Source organism: Paramagnetospirillum sp. (assembly GCF_058402745.1).
On sequence record NZ_JBZVFI010000007.1, the window covers coordinates 187,114 to 204,000 of the forward strand.

11 protein-coding genes and 1 pseudogene are annotated in these 16,887 nt (G+C 54.1%); 7 read left to right on the forward strand and 5 right to left on the reverse strand.

Going from position 1 to position 16,887, the window contains the following annotated elements; all coding sequences use genetic code 11:
• Positions 1-139 precede the first annotated feature (139 nt).
• Together ACV4UZ_RS05755 and ACV4UZ_RS05760 are read left to right on the forward strand one after the other, a co-directional pair.
• Positions 140-655, forward strand: a pseudogene (locus ACV4UZ_RS05755) (IS630 family transposase); the annotation flags it as partial.
• A 350-nt stretch (positions 656-1,005) separates the two neighbouring features.
• Complete coding sequence (locus tag ACV4UZ_RS05760; RefSeq protein WP_491599957.1) at positions 1,006-2,397, forward strand: sensor histidine kinase; 1,392 nt, start codon at positions 1,006-1,008, stop codon at positions 2,395-2,397.
• A 100-nt stretch (positions 2,398-2,497) separates the two neighbouring features.
• Here the strand turns inward: ACV4UZ_RS05760 and ACV4UZ_RS05765 are convergent, their stop codons facing one another.
• Positions 2,498-3,703, reverse strand: coding sequence for a GGDEF domain-containing protein (locus ACV4UZ_RS05765; protein ID WP_491599958.1), 1,206 nt, complete (start codon positions 3,701-3,703; stop codon positions 2,498-2,500).
• Positions 3,704-4,406: 703 nt separating this feature from the next.
• Between ACV4UZ_RS05765 and ACV4UZ_RS05770 the strand changes: the two genes are divergently transcribed.
• From ACV4UZ_RS05770 to ACV4UZ_RS05780, 3 genes are all read left to right on the forward strand, one after another.
• The gene (locus tag ACV4UZ_RS05770) at positions 4,407-5,645 is read left to right on the forward strand and encodes a response regulator (protein ID WP_043744968.1); all 1,239 of its coding nucleotides are present in this window, start codon (positions 4,407-4,409) and stop codon (positions 5,643-5,645) included.
• 170 nt (positions 5,646-5,815) lie between these two features.
• The gene (locus ACV4UZ_RS05775) at positions 5,816-7,057 is read left to right on the forward strand and encodes a hypothetical protein (protein ID WP_491599959.1); all 1,242 of its coding nucleotides are present in this window, start codon (positions 5,816-5,818) and stop codon (positions 7,055-7,057) included.
• A gap of 450 nt (positions 7,058-7,507) precedes the next feature.
• Positions 7,508-10,138, forward strand: a complete 2,631-nt coding sequence (locus tag ACV4UZ_RS05780; RefSeq protein ID WP_491599960.1) for a chemotaxis protein CheB — start codon at positions 7,508-7,510, stop codon at positions 10,136-10,138.
• Positions 10,139-10,236: 98 nt separating this feature from the next.
• Here the strand turns inward: ACV4UZ_RS05780 and ACV4UZ_RS05785 are convergent, their stop codons facing one another.
• The 4 genes from ACV4UZ_RS05785 to ACV4UZ_RS05800 form a co-directional block, all read right to left on the reverse strand.
• Positions 10,237-11,730, reverse strand: a complete 1,494-nt coding sequence (locus ACV4UZ_RS05785; protein WP_491599961.1) for a chemotaxis protein CheB — start codon at positions 11,728-11,730, stop codon at positions 10,237-10,239.
• A 450-nt stretch (positions 11,731-12,180) separates the two neighbouring features.
• Positions 12,181-13,422 (reverse strand): hypothetical protein, encoded by a 1,242-nt coding sequence (locus ACV4UZ_RS05790; protein WP_491599959.1) that lies wholly within the window; start codon positions 13,420-13,422, stop codon positions 12,181-12,183.
• A gap of 169 nt (positions 13,423-13,591) precedes the next feature.
• Positions 13,592-14,179, reverse strand: coding sequence for a hypothetical protein (locus ACV4UZ_RS05795; protein WP_491599962.1), 588 nt, complete (start codon positions 14,177-14,179; stop codon positions 13,592-13,594).
• Between the two features lie 83 nt (positions 14,180-14,262).
• A complete protein-coding gene (locus ACV4UZ_RS05800; RefSeq protein WP_491599963.1) occupies positions 14,263-14,829 on the reverse strand; it encodes an ANTAR domain-containing protein in 567 nt (188 codons plus the stop codon).
• A gap of 702 nt (positions 14,830-15,531) precedes the next feature.
• Here ACV4UZ_RS05800 and ACV4UZ_RS05805 point away from each other — a divergent pair.
• Together ACV4UZ_RS05805 and ACV4UZ_RS05810 are read left to right on the forward strand one after the other, a co-directional pair.
• Positions 15,532-15,918, forward strand: coding sequence for a hypothetical protein (locus tag ACV4UZ_RS05805; RefSeq protein WP_491599964.1), 387 nt, complete (start codon positions 15,532-15,534; stop codon positions 15,916-15,918).
• A 339-nt stretch (positions 15,919-16,257) separates the two neighbouring features.
• Positions 16,258-16,731, forward strand: coding sequence for a GGDEF domain-containing protein (locus ACV4UZ_RS05810; RefSeq protein WP_491599965.1), 474 nt, complete (start codon positions 16,258-16,260; stop codon positions 16,729-16,731).
• The last annotated feature ends 156 nt before the right edge of the window (positions 16,732-16,887 follow it).

Here is a 16,887-nt window from a genome sequence, read left to right on the forward strand (position 1 = left end):
ATCTTGGACGTAAATGGTGCTTTCGCCCAATACATTAGGGTTCTATAAATCTCCGCATGGATTCCCACCAGGAGGTAACACTATGAAGTTTCTTTCCCGCTGCGCCGTTGCCATCGTTGTTGTGGTCGCTGCGACGGGGGAACGCCTGGTTTTCATCGACGAGACCTGGACGGCCACCAACATGGCCCGCACGCACGGACGTAGCCCAAAGGGCGAGCGGCTGCGGATGGGGTTCCCGCACGGCCATCGCAAAACCACCACCCTGGTCGCAGGTTTGCGGATGACCGGGATGGTGGCGCCAATGGTCCTCGACGGCCCGATCAACGGCGAATGGTTCGAGGCCTACGTGCGCCAAATCCTGGTGCCGGAACTATGCCCAGGCGACATCGTCATCATGGATAACCTGTCCAGCCATAAACGTCCGGCGGTTCGGGAAGCGATCGAGGCCGTCGGGGCGACGGTACTATTCCTCCCGCCCTACAGCCCCGATTTCAACCCCATCGAAAAGGCCTTCGCCAAGCTCAAGGCCCTGCTGCGAAAGGAGGCCGAGCGAACCGTATCCGGCCTTTGGAGCCTCATCGGGAGGCTCGTCGATCTGTTCAAGCCCGCAGAATGCGCCAACTACTTCAAATCATGCGGCTATGAACCGGATTGAATGAAATACGCTCTAACCGGGCTAAAAGAAATAGCCCTATTTCCATAGGGAGGAGATTCGACAGTTCTGTCCCTCACAAGGCCAACTGGGTCGCCTTCGACAGCCACCCGGTCGGTCATCTGCTTTGGATGTGGGGGCGTTATGGGGTACTTTGGACTATCTGCGCCGCCGCCAGTCCGTCGCCGCCCCAAGCCTTGGTTTGCATGGCTGGCAGTGGCTGCCGCTATCGCTGGTGTGGTGGCGGTCTGGGTCCGGTAGGGGCTGCGTGATTTGTCGCGTGTCCCCCAATAGGTCGTCTCATGACGAAATCAATTTTCTGTCTCTCGTTTCTGTATGCGGGGGGGTGACGGGTGAAACTCGACATATCCACCTTGTTCTTCGTCCTTGGCGGAGCGTCAGTTTTGGCGAGCGCCTTTGCGTGGTTCCTATTCATCAACAACAGGGCCATCAACGGCGTCCTGGCTGTTGCCCTGTCTAATTCATTTTTCGCTTTCGGCTTCGGGGCTATAGCATTGCGAGCTGTACTGCCCGGATGGCTTTCATTTGTCGCAGGGAATGTGGCCATATTTTGTGGATATGCGCTGGTTCTTTTTGGTCTTTTACAGTTCACAGGAAGAAGGGCTGACTGGCGCTTGCTACTGGGTGGCTTGGCCATTTACGGCTCTGAATACGCTTATTATTTTTTTATTGATGACAATTTTAAGATGCGACTCTTATGCTATCTACTGGTCTACTCTGTGACATCCCTATGGGCCTTCACTGTGACCATCTCAGAATTTCGTAAGACCAGGATGACTTCGTATCTGGCTGCGTCAGCATTCTTGCTCTTCCTGTCGATTTCATTCCTTGTCAGCGCGGCTCTGTCTAATCCCAGCGACAGGGTTAAGGACATCTATTCGCTGACAGCGATCAACGCATCTGTAGTGTTCGAGCAGATCATCTTTGTCATCGGCTGGATCATTTCGTTTATCTTGATGGTTAACGAACGTTTGATCGACGAAAAAAATCAGGCCCAAAATGCGCTAAATGATAAAAATATGATATTGGAGCAGTCAAACGCTGACCTTGAGCAATTTGCCTATGTTGCATCACACGATCTACAGACTCCACTAAGTAATATGGTTCGATACGCCCAGCTGCTTGAGCATCGATATAGAGGGAAAATTGACTCAGATGCTGACGATTTCCTTCGCTTTATCGCTGAAGGCGGGAAGCACATGACCAATTTGATTCACGATCTTTTGGCATTTTCCCGAACATCGCAACAGTTGGAGCTTTTAAGACCGATACCTGCTGGGGATGCCATAGCACGGGCTTTGAAAAATCTTGAACTGGACCTGCATTCATCCGGAGCAGAGGTTACAGTCGGTGATTTGCCGACGGTTATCGCCGATCAGACCCATCTCGTCAGTTTGTTTCAGAACCTACTCAGTAACGCCATCAAGTATAGTGCGCCAGACCGCAGGCCGGTGCTTTCGGTGAGTGCGGAACGTATGCCCAGCAACGACTGGCGCTTTGCTGTATCCGATAACGGCATTGGTATTGAGTCGCAATATCACGGCAAGATCTTCGAGATATTTCAGCGTCTTGACCCTATGTCCTACAAGGATGGCACTGGCATCGGCCTGACACTTTGTCGGCGAATTGTCCACCGTTTCGGCGGCGAGATTTGGCTAGAGTCTGAGCTGGGCGAAGGCACGACGTTCTTCTTCACGCTCAAGGATGGTGCGGACCAATCCTGATCGCTTCCCAAGGACGACCGGTTGTAGCACATGGGGGCTCTTCGCCGTGAACGACGGGTGTCTGGGTAGAGCGGTCGGCTACAGCTCAGGCTGACCTATCTCAGACGTTTAAACGGTCTGCCGAAGACTGCGGGGCGGCGTGTGGCGTTATGTTAGGAACGATCACCTCGTCCGCGCTCATGATGCCTTGAGCCTTGCCCGACATCTTGGCCTGATACATGCGGGCGTCGGCCAGTTCAATCAGTGCTGGCCAGTCTTGGGCATTATCGGCGATGCGTTCGGCGACACCGATGCTCGCAGTCACTGGTTGGCCGTCGGGGCGAGTGCCCAGCCACTCGTTCACGATGCGCTGGATGGCGATCCGCTGGCCTTCAGCGGAGGCGCTGCCGAGGACCACCACGAACTCCTCGCCACCCCAACGGATGATGGTGTCCGAACTGCGCAGCAGCCGGGTAAGGTTGGTGACTGCGTTCTTGAGCACCCAGTCCCCAGCCTCATGACCATGGGCATCGTTTACGCTCTTGAAGTTATCAAGATCGAGGAAGGCCACGGCGAAAGGAGCATCCCGCTGGCATGACAGTCGGAATTGTGTGTCGATGATTTCGTTGCCGCTGTGGCGGGTGAAGACATTGGTGAGCGGGTCGTGGCTGGCGCGCTGGAGTAGTCTGATCATGTAGTGGAGCTGGATCATGCTCTCCAGAAGATAGACCCCCAAGATCATACCCAACACCCACATGGTGGACAGCTGACCAACCCAGTCGATCCCATTGGCCAGAATCGGGCCGAGCGTCGCCGCCACGATAACAGGCAGTGCGTATGCCAGTCCTTCGGCCACAGTCAGTGGCATAACCCCCAGACCGGCGACGATGATGATCGGTAGGGCAGCATAGAGGCGCGCATCGATTGCGGCAGCATTATCAAGTGGCAGTCCCGACAGCGAGAACTGAGCGGCCAGAAAAAGGGCCAACGGCAACGCCAGAAGTGCTGCCAGCAAAAACAAGGCCCGCTTCAGCGTCACCCCGCGATGGGATGCGACGGCAAGTACGATGAAAACGAGCGACGCAAACAACCTCAACCCGGCCAGCCAGCCCCAGCTTGGCCAAGGCAGCACCAAGCGGTCGAGGGCGATCCATGCCAGGGTCAGAAGAGAGAAGGCACTGGCGACTATTCGTATACGTGAGGCAATGGTTTCGGCGCGATGCCGCGTCAGGTAAGGAGGATGGTCAGATGAAATGACTAATTGGCTGACACGGGCGAAGCCGGTGTCGCGGATTATTGAGGAAAGGCGCTGCTGGATATTGATCATCCGAGCAGCCTACGCGAGCCACGTATTGCGATCAATGGAGTGGCAAGGAGAGCGTTCGAGAGCAAAGGTTGCCCCAGACTGCTTGCCACGAGACCAATGGACCAAGCCGCCGACGCGTTCCGAACCCTTCGCTAAATTCCCGTCACGGGATGGAACAAATTATCACGAAGCTGGACTCGACACTTGTGATCATGGACGTGCTAAATTTGACTTAACCGCAACTTCTTGTCGCCAATCAAGGGGCTGTAGCTAGGCCGAGCGAGGGTCTCGACAGCCATATCGCTCGGCTAACGCGATTGCCTTTGGGGCAGGTGGCCTCGTCACTATGGGTGTCCGCATATATCGGCTGCATAACCACAGTTTTTCAACGCCGTTGCAGCCACAGCAAGGCGTGGCTCTTGTTCTAATTTGCGCTGAACCTGCCACTTTCTAAAGGCTTCTCGATCCACCGTCGCCGGAAACACGACATGCCTGACATGAATGCTCGGAGAAACACCTGCCAGCCCGCAAATGATGCTGATGTTGCTGTTCTGGAGCTAGTGCGTGGCATCTCAGACAATGCAGACGCAAGTGTGGCCGAGGCAGAGGCTGCGTGGGCTGCGCTTACCGACCTTCCTAGGTCTTTCGATGACCTGGGACGTCATGCTGGCGGTGATCCCGGTCCGCATTGGCGGCTTGAGAAGACACGAGCCTGAAGGCAGTGATGACGCTGAACCTATCGTTCTTTGGAAAATCCTGTTTGGTCATTGCCGAGGCTGGCAATCTTCGCCAACTCATCGTTACCGCCCTGCATCAGATCGGCCTCCCCAACGTGGCGAAGGCCGACGACATAGAAGCCGCCATCTATGAGCTTTCCCAGTCGGCCTACGACGCAGTCATCTGCGCCGAAGCCGAGTTTGCTGGTTCGGTGGAGGTGGTCAAACGCATTCGAAGGGATTGTCGCGGGCCAGCGGCGGCGGTGCCGATAATCTACCTAACCGGAAACATGGACCCAGCCCATTTGTCGATGATCCTCAATTCCGGGGCGAACAGCGTCATGACGCTGCCTATCGGTACGCGGAGCCTGTTGAAGAACCTTACTCGCGCCATGACCGACAGTAGGGAGTTTATTGCTCACCATAATTATCGAGGCCCTTGTCGGCGCGGGAAGAACCGCAACGCTAAATATAGCGGCCCGCGTCGGCGGGCGACAGATAGCCAACATTCAAAACCACCGAATCCACCTTCCGGTTCGTCGATGCCAAGAGGGGTGCAGTCTGCTCCGGCCATGAGGGATAATGGGCAGAGACCAGTCCTTCCAAGGGCTGAGGAGATCCCATCCCTGTCTGCACGGGAGGCCACTATCCTTAATGGCGTGAACAAGATCGCGACAAGCATCGAGCGTCTGAGGCAGGACATGCAATCGACTGACAATACCTCGACGCGGCAGCGGTTGCGCGAAGGGTTGCATGAAGCTGCTCACAGGCTGGTCAATTTGCTTTCGCTGGCCGATCTGAGCTATCCCCAAGACGGTCAGAAAGGGAATATCCTGCTTGAGAAACTCGATGCCATCAAAGGCACGTTTCTAAAGGTTTTGGCGGACATTGCCCAGCATAGACTTGAAATTGTTAGTTCCGATATTGACCGCATCATAATGGGAAATGAGTTTCCGCTTGGATGTTCGGAGACGCTTTCCGAAAGGCTTGGCGCGGTTGAGGAAATCGTTATGGTCATGGGCGGGGCGCGAAAATTGGGGGATGGAATGAAACAATCTCTTAGCAGGGCTTGGAGGGATGTTCATCGGATCCAAGAGGCCGAGGGAAATTTCATTCTGGTTGAATTGACACAAGGTAAAAGGGGCTGCGCTACCAAACCCCTGGGCAATAGCCGGTTCATGGATGATGAGTTGCAGGTTGCCGCGAGTCAGGCAGACGTTATGCGGTCTCTGAAAGAGAATGGTTGATACCGTCGGCCAGAAATCCAAGCCCAGTGATAAAAATTTGTCTGAATTTGCCCTGTCGATGGCGATCTGTCCGGTGACCGGCCCCCACGGGCGGCTCCAGATCAAATGTTAGTGAAGCACGGCTGTAATCGCCTGGCCAAGGGGGACGCAGGCTGAGACAAGAGGAAAAAATGCCGGTTGATCGTGCCGGGCGCAGAGAAAATTGCCCATCGCCGTTTTCATCACATGTTGAGGAACTCGAAGCTGCTAGAGATGCTGCCGAGTTGCGCGCTGCTTTGGATCGCGTGGTCGAGTCATGGTTGCCTCGCCGCGAACACAAAGCGCCTTTGCACGAGATGATCCGCCTGTTCTTCACGCATCACGCAAGCGGAAACAACGCGACCACACCAGAAAAGCTTCTTATTTTGCGCCAATTCAGCATGGAAACACTTCGTGCTGTCGCCGAGAAACACAAAATGCTGCTTGCTCGGTCGTCAACCCTAGAGGGCGTCGTCGAGGCCACAGCCATTATTGAGGTTGAGGCACCGAGTTATCCGCCTCACACCTCCTTCGAGGACATTTTTGCCGACGCGATGTGCTGGCGTCCTCGATCAATTTTGTCTTTCTTTCATCGCCGCAACCCAGAGTGCGTACGCACTTTGAAGCCATCTTTTGCTCTCTCCCCGGACTTTTCAGAGAAGTTTGAGGCAGTGGTCCGTGCACACATTGTTCCCGCAATGATGAAAAGCCGCACAGTCAGCATTGTCGGATCATCGTGGAAATGGAATCCAGCAACATCAACAGCAGTCGATCTTTGGTCTTTTATCGAAAACGATCCCAATAGTGCTGAGCGCATACGGCAGAGCTGGAATGGAGCCTGGGAAGCCCTATACCAGCGGAAAGTTACCAAGAAGGTAGGCAATGAAACCAAGGAAGTCCTAGTCGCTTCCAAAGAGCTACAGTCACTTCGGCCATTGCTGGAATCTGACCTCTATGATTTGCCGACCGTGCGCAACCGCGAACTCGATCTATTTCGCTCTCTCCTTTTTGAATATGACACCCTGGTTCTAGAGCGAAGCTGGGTCAAGGTGAGGCAAATTTACGAGCAGGAGATGGACCGGCGCTCCTACCAAGACAAGGCGCGTGAGGGAGCCCTGCGTGACTCTCTGCTTGAGGTGTTTGACCGCTTGTCAGATCGAGCCGGTGAGTTTCTTGTCATGCTTGCCTATTTTGCTTTCCCGAATATCGACGTCGCATTCCTTGAAAAGTTCACCCACAACAAGGGCCGGAACCATGCGGATCGAGAGGATCGGGTTCCTTATTTGATGCGGTTTCTCAATCAGGATGGGGTTGCCGAGGTCAAGCTGCTTGAGTCAAATCTTCGTCGCGCCCGCGAGGAGGCGGCCAAAGCGGCAATAATCGCCAACCGATAAATCGTCGGCATTCTGATGGGGCGGTCATGCGGGAAATGGGCGTCCCAATTTTGATTGGTATTCTCGGGTCGGGATGTACAGAGGTCAAGCGCAGTGCCTGGGTAACTCAACTTAGTTTCCGGTATGACCTCACCGTGTGCCCCGCCGTCGTCAGACGGAAGCCCGCGATGAGAAGCGTCTGGGGCCGCTGTTTGCCGGGTGTCCGGCTCCTGACAAAAGGCACTTTCTATGACACTCCCCAATTTTGAGCATCGCAGAATCTTGATGGAATATATATTTTCATGTACATATGCGATGGTAGAGGTCGGTATATAAGTTATTTTGTCGGATATTTGTGCTTTGTTGTCTGTAAGTTTAAAAAATTAGAAGATGCTACATAAATTGTTTTGCTCGGTTATGGGGTGAATCTTAAATCAAACGCGAATTTGTTGCGGTAAGAGGCTGAGTTGCATGGATGTAAAAGTTGACAGCAAGCCGCATGTGATTGGAATTGGGGCCTCTGCCGGAGGATTGGAGGCCCTTAGCCAGTTTGTAGGGGGGCTGCCCCTGGACCTTGGCTGCATTTACGTCATCGCCCAGCACATGTCGCCAACGCATCGCAGCATGATGGCGGACATTCTGTCTCGTGAAACCCGACTGCCGGTTCGTGAACTCGCCGATGGCGAACGCCCCCAACCGGACGTCATATATATCATCCCGCCCGGTACAAATTTGGTTTTCAAGGACGAGTGTTTCGTCCTCAGCCAGGCGTCTCCTGAAATCTCTCCAAAGCCCTCGATCAATATACTTTTTCAGTCCATGGCCGACGAATTTGAGGAGCGCGCCATTGGAATAATCCTTTCTGGCACCGGATCAGATGGCACGAGGGGGTTGAGGGCAATCAAGTCGGCGGGGGGGATTACCTTTGTCCAAATCCCCGAGACCGCCAAATATGATGGCATGCCGCGTTCGGCTATCGATGCCTGTGTGGCTGATCGTATTGTATCACCAGACCAGATTGGGCGCGAGTTAGAGCGTTTGGTGCGCTTCCCAGGCATGCTGCCGAATCTTGAGAGTGGTGAACAGCGGCCCGCTGAGCTATCAGACCTGTTTGAGCGCGTTCGACTGCGCACTAAGATTGACTTTTCCAGCTACAAACTGTCCACGGTCCAGAGACGTTTACAGCGAAGGATGGCTGCTACCAATACCGGAACCCTCTCTGAATATTTGAGCAAGACGGATAGCGATCCCGACGAGCTCGATGCTCTGGCCAAAGAGACGTTGATTTCCGTAACAGAGTTTTTTCGGGACAAGGATGCCTTTCGCGCCTTGGAGAGGCACGCCCGAGAGATTGTGAGCCGTAAACTTCCTGGTGAAGAAATCCGAGTTTGGGTGGTCGGGTGCGCCACTGGCGAGGAAGCCTATTCGCTGGCAATCATGTTTTCGGAATTAGTTTCCGAGAGAGGCATTGGAAGCCGTCTCCAGGTTTTTGCGACAGACATCGACAACAACGCAATGAGCGTCGCTCGGCGGGGTATCTATAACCAGACCGCCATGGCGGAAATGCCCCAAGAATATGTTTCGAAGTATTTTATTCCCTGTGGCAACGGATTTGAACCGACCAAGGAACTTCGGGACTGCGTCACCTTTGCACGGCAGGACGTCAATGTTGATCCGCCATTCCTGCGGCTGGATTTGGTCACCTGCCGCAACGTGATGATCTATTTCAACTCTGATCTCCAAGCCAAGGTTTTATCGATTCTGCGCTATTCGCTTCGCGAAGACGGTCTGCTGTTTCTTGGGCGCTCTGAAACGGTTACCCAGCAGGAGGCCATGTTTGCGTCAGTGGATCGGCGGGCCAGAATCTTCCGTCCACGGGGGCAGAGCCGTCCTATCACTATGGGAAAGCTGGTAAGGGGACAGCTAAAGGTTCCAAGACATGAGCCGAGAAATCCCGACAGATCGAATGAGCGGCTTTTTCTGAATGCCCTTGCAGACCATTTTGGACCGGCAATGCTGATTGATTCAGGTTGCCGGATATTGCATAGCCACGGACCGGTTTCTCGATTTATCCATTTTCCGACGGGAACGCCGGAAATGAATCTCGCTCAATTAATAGTTCCTGAGTTTTCCAATGAAATCCTGACCACGATGCATCGCGCTCGTCGTCGTCAGGCTAGTTCCTATAGTCGGAAGCGACGGATTTCGTCTTTGGACAAACAGGTATGGCGGTTGGCGGTTCATCCAGTGGGAGAACTGGCTGAAGCAGACACTTTTTTGGTAGTTTTTGAACGTTCTGCACAAGCCGATGCCGCTAACGCCGTCAAGGAAACTGAGCCACAAGACGGTGCTGAAGTTTTCCCCGACGATGAGTTGGCATCGACACGAGAGCACCTCCAAACTTTGATGGAGGAAATGGCTGCCTCCAATGAGGAAATGCAGGCGCTTAATGAAGAAGTCCAGGCATCTAATGAGGAGTTGCAGGCGTCCAATGAAGAGCTTGAGGCCTCCAATGAGGAACTTCAGGCAACAAATGAAGAGCTGGTAAGTGTCAATGAAGAAAGTCTGATAAAGTCAGCCGAGCTTGCCGCGATTAATAGCGATTTTGAGGGTGTTTATAACACAATTGATTTTCCTATTATGGTGTTTGACCCTGAGCTTTTCCTGAAGAGGGCCAATGGCGCTGCAGTCAGGACCTATGACTTGCCACTCTCAGCAAGCGGAATGCATATAGGACGCCTCAAGCTACCAGCTTTCCTCGACAACATCGATAAGAGCCTCACTGCGGCTCTAACCGAGCAACGCAAGGAAAGTTTCCAAATCACGTTTGGAAAAAGGACATTTCAGGTGTTTGTCACGCCATCCATGAGCATGACAGGAACACCACAGAGTGTCGTTCTAGTTGTTGTAGACCATACTGATCTTGTTGAGGCCCAGGAGCAAATACGCGAAAGCCAAGAGCGTCTTCTGTCCATCATGAACCACTCAACATCAGCCGTTTCTCTAAAAGATGCGGCCGGTCGCTATGAGTTTATAAATATGAGGTTTGAGGAGCTATTTGGTCGAGATTCATTTCCGGCGTTCCCGTCGGAAAATGGATAAATCGAGAAACCGGTCCGTGGCTATGCAATATCCGGCAACCTGAATCAATCAGCATTGCCGGTCCAAAATGGTCTGCAAGGGCATTCAGAAAAAGCCGCTCATCTGTCGGGATTTCTCGGCTCATGTCTTGGAACCTTTAGCTGTCCCCTTACCAGCTTTCCCATAGTGATAGGACGGCTCTGCCCCCGTGGACGGAAGATTCTGGCCCGCCGATCCACTGACGCAAACATGGCCTCCTGCTGGGTAACCGTTTCAGAGCGCCCAAGAAACAGCAGACCGTCTTCGCGAAGCGAATAGCGCAGAATCGATAAAACCTTGGCTTGGAGATCAGAGTTGAAATAGATCATCACGTTGCGGCAGGTGACCAAATCCAGCCGCAGGAATGGCGGATCAACATTGACGTCCTGCCGTGCAAAGGTGACGCAGTCCCGAAGTTCCTTGGTCGGTTCAAATCCGTTGCCACAGGGAATAAAATACTTCGAAACATATTCTTGGGGCATTTCCGCCATGGCGGTCTGGTTATAGATACCCCGCCGAGCGACGCTCATTGCGTTGTTGTCGATGTCTGTCGCAAAAACCTGGAGACGGCTTCCAATGCCTCTCTCGGAAACTAATTCCGAAAACATGATTGCCAGCGAATAGGCTTCCTCGCCAGTGGCGCACCCGACCACCCAAACTCGGATTTCTTCACCAGGAAGTTTACGGCTCACAATCTCTCGGGCGTGCCTCTCCAAGGCGCGAAAGGCATCCTTGTCCCGAAAAAACTCTGTTACGGAAATCAACGTCTCTTTGGCCAGAGCATCGAGCTCGTCGGGATCGCTATCCGTCTTGCTCAAATATTCAGAGAGGGTTCCGGTATTGGTAGCAGCCATCCTTCGCTGTAAACGTCTCTGGACCGTGGACAGTTTGTAGCTGGAAAAGTCAATCTTAGTGCGCAGTCGAACGCGCTCAAACAGGTCTGATAGCTCAGCGGGCCGCTGTTCACCACTCTCAAGATTCGGCAGCATGCCTGGGAAGCGCACCAAACGCTCTAACTCGCGCCCAATCTGGTCTGGTGATACAATACGATCAGCCACACAGGCATCGATAGCCGAACGCGGCATGCCATCATATTTGGCGGTCTCGGGGATTTGGACAAAGGTAATCCCCCCCGCCGACTTGATTGCCCTCAACCCCCTCGTGCCATCTGATCCGGTGCCAGAAAGGATTATTCCAATGGCGCGCTCCTCAAATTCGTCGGCCATGGACTGAAAAAGTATATTGATCGAGGGCTTTGGAGAGATTTCAGGAGACGCCTGGCTGAGGACGAAACACTCGTCCTTGAAAACCAAATTTGTACCGGGCGGGATGATATATATGACGTCCGGTTGGGGGCGTTCGCCATCGGCGAGTTCACGAACCGGCAGTCGGGTTTCACGAGACAGAATGTCCGCCATCATGCTGCGATGCGTTGGCGACATGTGCTGGGCGATGACGTAAATGCAGCCAAGGTCCAGGGGCAGCCCCCCTACAAACTGGCTAAGGGCCTCCAATCCTCCGGCAGAGGCCCCAATTCCAATCACATGCGGCTTGCTGTCAACTTTTACATCCATGCAACTCAGCCTCTTACCGCAACAAATTCGCGTTTGATTTAAGATTCACCCCATAACCGAGCAAAACAATTTATGTAGCATCTTCTAATTTTTTAAACTTACAGACAACAAAGCACAAATATCCGACAAAATAACTTATATACCGACCTCTACCATCGCATATGTACATGAAAATATATATTCCATCAAGATTCTGCGATGCTCAAAATTGGGGAGTGTCATAGAAAGTGCCTTTTGTCAGGAGCCGGACACCCGGCAAACAGCGGCCCCAGACGCTTCTCATCGCGGGCTTCCGTCTGACGACGGCGGGGCACACGGTGAGGTCATACCGGAAACTAAGTTGAGTTACCCAGGCACTGCGCTTGACCTCTGTACATCCCGACCCGAGAATACCAATCAAAATTGGGACGCCCATTTCCCGCATGACCGCCCCATCAGAATGCCGACGATTTATCGGTTGGCGATTATTGCCGCTTTGGCCGCCTCCTCGCGGGCGCGACGAAGATTTGACTCAAGCAGCTTGACCTCGGCAACCCCATCCTGATTGAGAAACCGCATCAAATAAGGAACCCGATCCTCTCGATCCGCATGGTTCCGGCCCTTGTTGTGGGTGAACTTTTCAAGGAATGCGACGTCGATATTCGGGAAAGCAAAATAGGCAAGCATGACAAGAAACTCACCGGCTCGATCTGACAAGCGGTCAAACACCTCAAGCAGAGAGTCACGCAGGGCTCCCTCACGCGCCTTGTCTTGGTAGGAGCGCCGGTCCATCTCCTGCTCGTAAATTTGCCTCACCTTGACCCAGCTTCGCTCTAGAACCAGGGTGTCATATTCAAAAAGGAGAGAGCGAAATAGATCGAGTTCGCGGTTGCGCACGGTCGGCAAATCATAGAGGTCAGATTCCAGCAATGGCCGAAGTGACTGTAGCTCTTTGGAAGCGACTAGGACTTCCTTGGTTTCATTGCCTACCTTCTTGGTAACTTTCCGCTGGTATAGGGCTTCCCAGGCTCCATTCCAGCTCTGCCGTATGCGCTCAGCACTATTGGGATCGTTTTCGATAAAAGACCAAAGATCGACTGCTGTTGATGTTGCTGGATTCCATTTCCACGATGATCCGACAATGCTGACTGTGCGGCTTTTCATCATTGCGGGAACAATGTGTGCACGGACCACTGCCTCAAACTTCTCTGAAAAGTCCGGGGAGAGAGCAAAAGATGGCTTCAAAGTGCGTACGCACTCTGGGTTGCGGCGATGAAAGAAAGACAAAATTGATCGAGGACGCCAGCACATCGCGTCGGCAAAAATGTCCTCGAAGGAGGTGTGAGGCGGATAACTCGGTGCCTCAACCTCAATAATGGCTGTGGCCTCGACGACGCCCTCTAGGGTTGACGACCGAGCAAGCAGCATTTTGTGTTTCTCGGCGACAGCACGAAGTGTTTCCATGCTGAATTGGCGCAAAATAAGAAGCTTTTCTGGTGTGGTCGCGTTGTTTCCGCTTGCGTGATGCGTGAAGAACAGGCGGATCATCTCGTGCAAAGGCGCTTTGTGTTCGCGGCGAGGCAACCATGACTCGACCACGCGATCCAAAGCAGCGCGCAACTCGGCAGCATCTCTAGCAGCTTCGAGTTCCTCAACATGTGATGAAAACGGCGATGGGCAATTTTCTCTGCGCCCGGCACGATCAACCGGCATTTTTTCCTCTGTCTCAGCCTGCGTCCCCCTTGGCCAGGCGATTACAGCCGTGCTTCACTAACATTTGATCTGGAGCCGCCCGTGGGGGCCGGTCACCGGACAGATCGCCATCGACAGGGCAAATTCAGACAAATTTTTATCACTGGGCTTGGATTTCTGGCCGACGGTATCAACCATTCTCTTTCAGAGACCGCATAACGTCTGCCTGACTCGCGGCAACCTGCAACTCATCATCCATGAACCGGCTATTGCCCAGGGGTTTGGTAGCGCAGCCCCTTTTACCTTGTGTCAATTCAACCAGAATGAAATTTCCCTCGGCCTCTTGGATCCGATGAACATCCCTCCAAGCCCTGCTAAGAGATTGTTTCATTCCATCCCCCAATTTTCGCGCCCCGCCCATGACCATAACGATTTCCTCAACCGCGCCAAGCCTTTCGGAAAGCGTCTCCGAACATCCAAGCGGAAACTCATTTCCCATTATGATGCGGTCAATATCGGAACTAACAATTTCAAGTCTATGCTGGGCAATGTCCGCCAAAACCTTTAGAAACGTGCCTTTGATGGCATCGAGTTTCTCAAGCAGGATATTCCCTTTCTGACCGTCTTGGGGATAGCTCAGATCGGCCAGCGAAAGCAAATTGACCAGCCTGTGAGCAGCTTCATGCAACCCTTCGCGCAACCGCTGCCGCGTCGAGGTATTGTCAGTCGATTGCATGTCCTGCCTCAGACGCTCGATGCTTGTCGCGATCTTGTTCACGCCATTAAGGATAGTGGCCTCCCGTGCAGACAGGGATGGGATCTCCTCAGCCCTTGGAAGGACTGGTCTCTGCCCATTATCCCTCATGGCCGGAGCAGACTGCACCCCTCTTGGCATCGACGAACCGGAAGGTGGATTCGGTGGTTTTGAATGTTGCTATCTGTCGCCCGCCGACGCGGGCCGCTATATTTAGCGTTGCGGTTCTTCCCGCGCCGACAAGGGCCTCGATAATTATGGTGAGCAATAAACTCCCTACTGTCGGTCATGGCGCGAGTAAGGTTCTTCAACAGGCTCCGCGTACCGATAGGCAGCGTCATGACGCTGTTCGCCCCGGAATTGAGGATCATCGACAAATGGGCTGGGTCCATGTTTCCGGTTAGGTAGATTATCGGCACCGCCGCCGCTGGCCCGCGACAATCCCTTCGAATGCGTTTGACCACCTCCACCGAACCAGCAAACTCGGCTTCGGCGCAGATGACTGCGTCGTAGGCCGACTGGGAAACTTCATAGATGGCGGCTTCTATGTCGTCGGCCTTCGCCACGTTGGGGAGGCCGATCTGATGCAGGGCGGTAACGATGAGTTGGCGAAGATTGCCAGCCTCGGCAATGACCAAACAGGATTTTCCAAAGAACGATAGGTTCAGCGTCATCACTGCCTTCAGGCTCGTGTCTTCTCAAGCCGCCAATGCGGACCGGGATCACCGCCAGCATGACGTCCCAGGTCATCGAAAGACCTAGGAAGGTCGGTAAGCGCAGCCCACGCAGCCTCTGCCTCGGCCACACTTGCGTCTGCATTGTCTGAGATGCCACGCACTAGCTCCAGAACAGCAACATCAGCATCATTTGCGGGCTGGCAGGTGTTTCTCCGAGCATTCATGTCAGGCATGTCGTGTTTCCGGCGACGGTGGATCGAGAAGCCTTTAGAAAGTGGCAGGTTCAGCGCAAATTAGAACAAGAGCCACGCCTTGCTGTGGCTGCAACGGCGTTGAAAAACTGTGGTTATGCGCCGATATATGCGGACACCCATAGTGACGAGGCCACCTGCCCCAAAGGCAATCGCGTTAGCCGAGCGATATGGCTGTCGAGACCCTCGCTCGGCCTAGCTACAGCCCCTTGATTGGCGACAAGAAGTTGCGGTTAAGTCAAATTTAGCACGTCCATGATCACAAGTGTCGAGTCCAGCTTCGTGATAATTTGTTCCATCCCGTGACGGGAATTTAGCGAAGGGTTCGGAACGCGTCGGCGGCTTGGTCCATTGGTCTCGTGGCAAGCAGTCTGGGGCAACCTTTGCTCTCGAACGCTCTCCTTGCCACTCCATTGATCGCAATACGTGGCTCGCGTAGGCTGCTCGGATGATCAATATCCAGCAGCGCCTTTCCTCAATAATCCGCGACACCGGCTTCGCCCGTGTCAGCCAATTAGTCATTTCATCTGACCATCCTCCTTACCTGACGCGGCATCGCGCCGAAACCATTGCCTCACGTATACGAATAGTCGCCAGTGCCTTCTCTCTTCTGACCCTGGCATGGATCGCCCTCGACCGCTTGGTGCTGCCTTGGCCAAGCTGGGGCTGGCTGGCCGGGTTGAGGTTGTTTGCGTCGCTCGTTTTCATCGTACTTGCCGTCGCATCCCATCGCGGGGTGACGCTGAAGCGGGCCTTGTTTTTGCTGGCAGCACTTCTGGCGTTGCCGTGTCCCTTTTCTGGCCGCTCAGTTCTCGCTGTCGGGACTGCCACTTGATAATGCTGCCGCAATCGATGCGCCCTCTATGCTGCCCTACCGATCATCATCGTCGCCGTCTGGGGGTTATGCCACTGACTGTGGCCGAAGGACTGGCATACGCACTGCCTGTTATCGTGGCGGCGACGCTCGGCCCGATTCTGGCCAATGGGATCGACTGGGTTGGTCAGCTGTCCACCATGTGGGTGTTGGGTATGATCTTGGGGGTCTATCTTCTGGAGAGCATGATCCAGCTCCACTACATGATCAACATACCCAGCGCGCCAGCCACGACCCGCTCACCAATGTCTTCACCCGCCACAGCGGCAACGAAATCATCGACACACAATTCCGACTGTCATGCCAGCGGGATGCTCCTTTGCTGTGGCCTTCCTCGATCTTGATAACTTCAAGAGCGTAAACGATGCCCATGGTCATGAGGCTGGGGACTGGGTGCTCAAGAACGCAGTCACCAACCTTACCCGGCTGCTGCGCAGTTCGGACACCATCATCCGTTGGGGTGGCGAGGAGTTCGTGGTGGTCCTCGGCAGCGCCTCCGCTGAAGGCCAGCGGATCGCCATCCAGCGCATCGTGAACGAGTGGCTGGGCACTCGCCCCGACGGCCAACCAGTGACTGCGAGCATCGGTGTCGCCGAACGCATCGCCGATAATGCCCAAGACTGGCCAGCACTGATTGAACTGGCCGACGCCCGCATGTATCAGGCCAAGATGTCGGGCAAGGCTCAAGGCATCATGAGCGCGGACGAGGTGATCGTTCCTAACATAACGCCACACGCCGCCCCGCAGTCTTCGGCAGACCGTTTAAACGTCTGAGATAGGTCAGCCTGAGCTGTAGCCGACCGCTCTACCCAGACACCCGTCGTTCACGGCGAAGAGCCCCCATGTGCTACAACCGGTCGTCCTTGGGAAGCGATCAGGATTGGTCCGCACCATCCTTGAGCGTGAAGAAGAACGTCGTGCCTTCGCCCA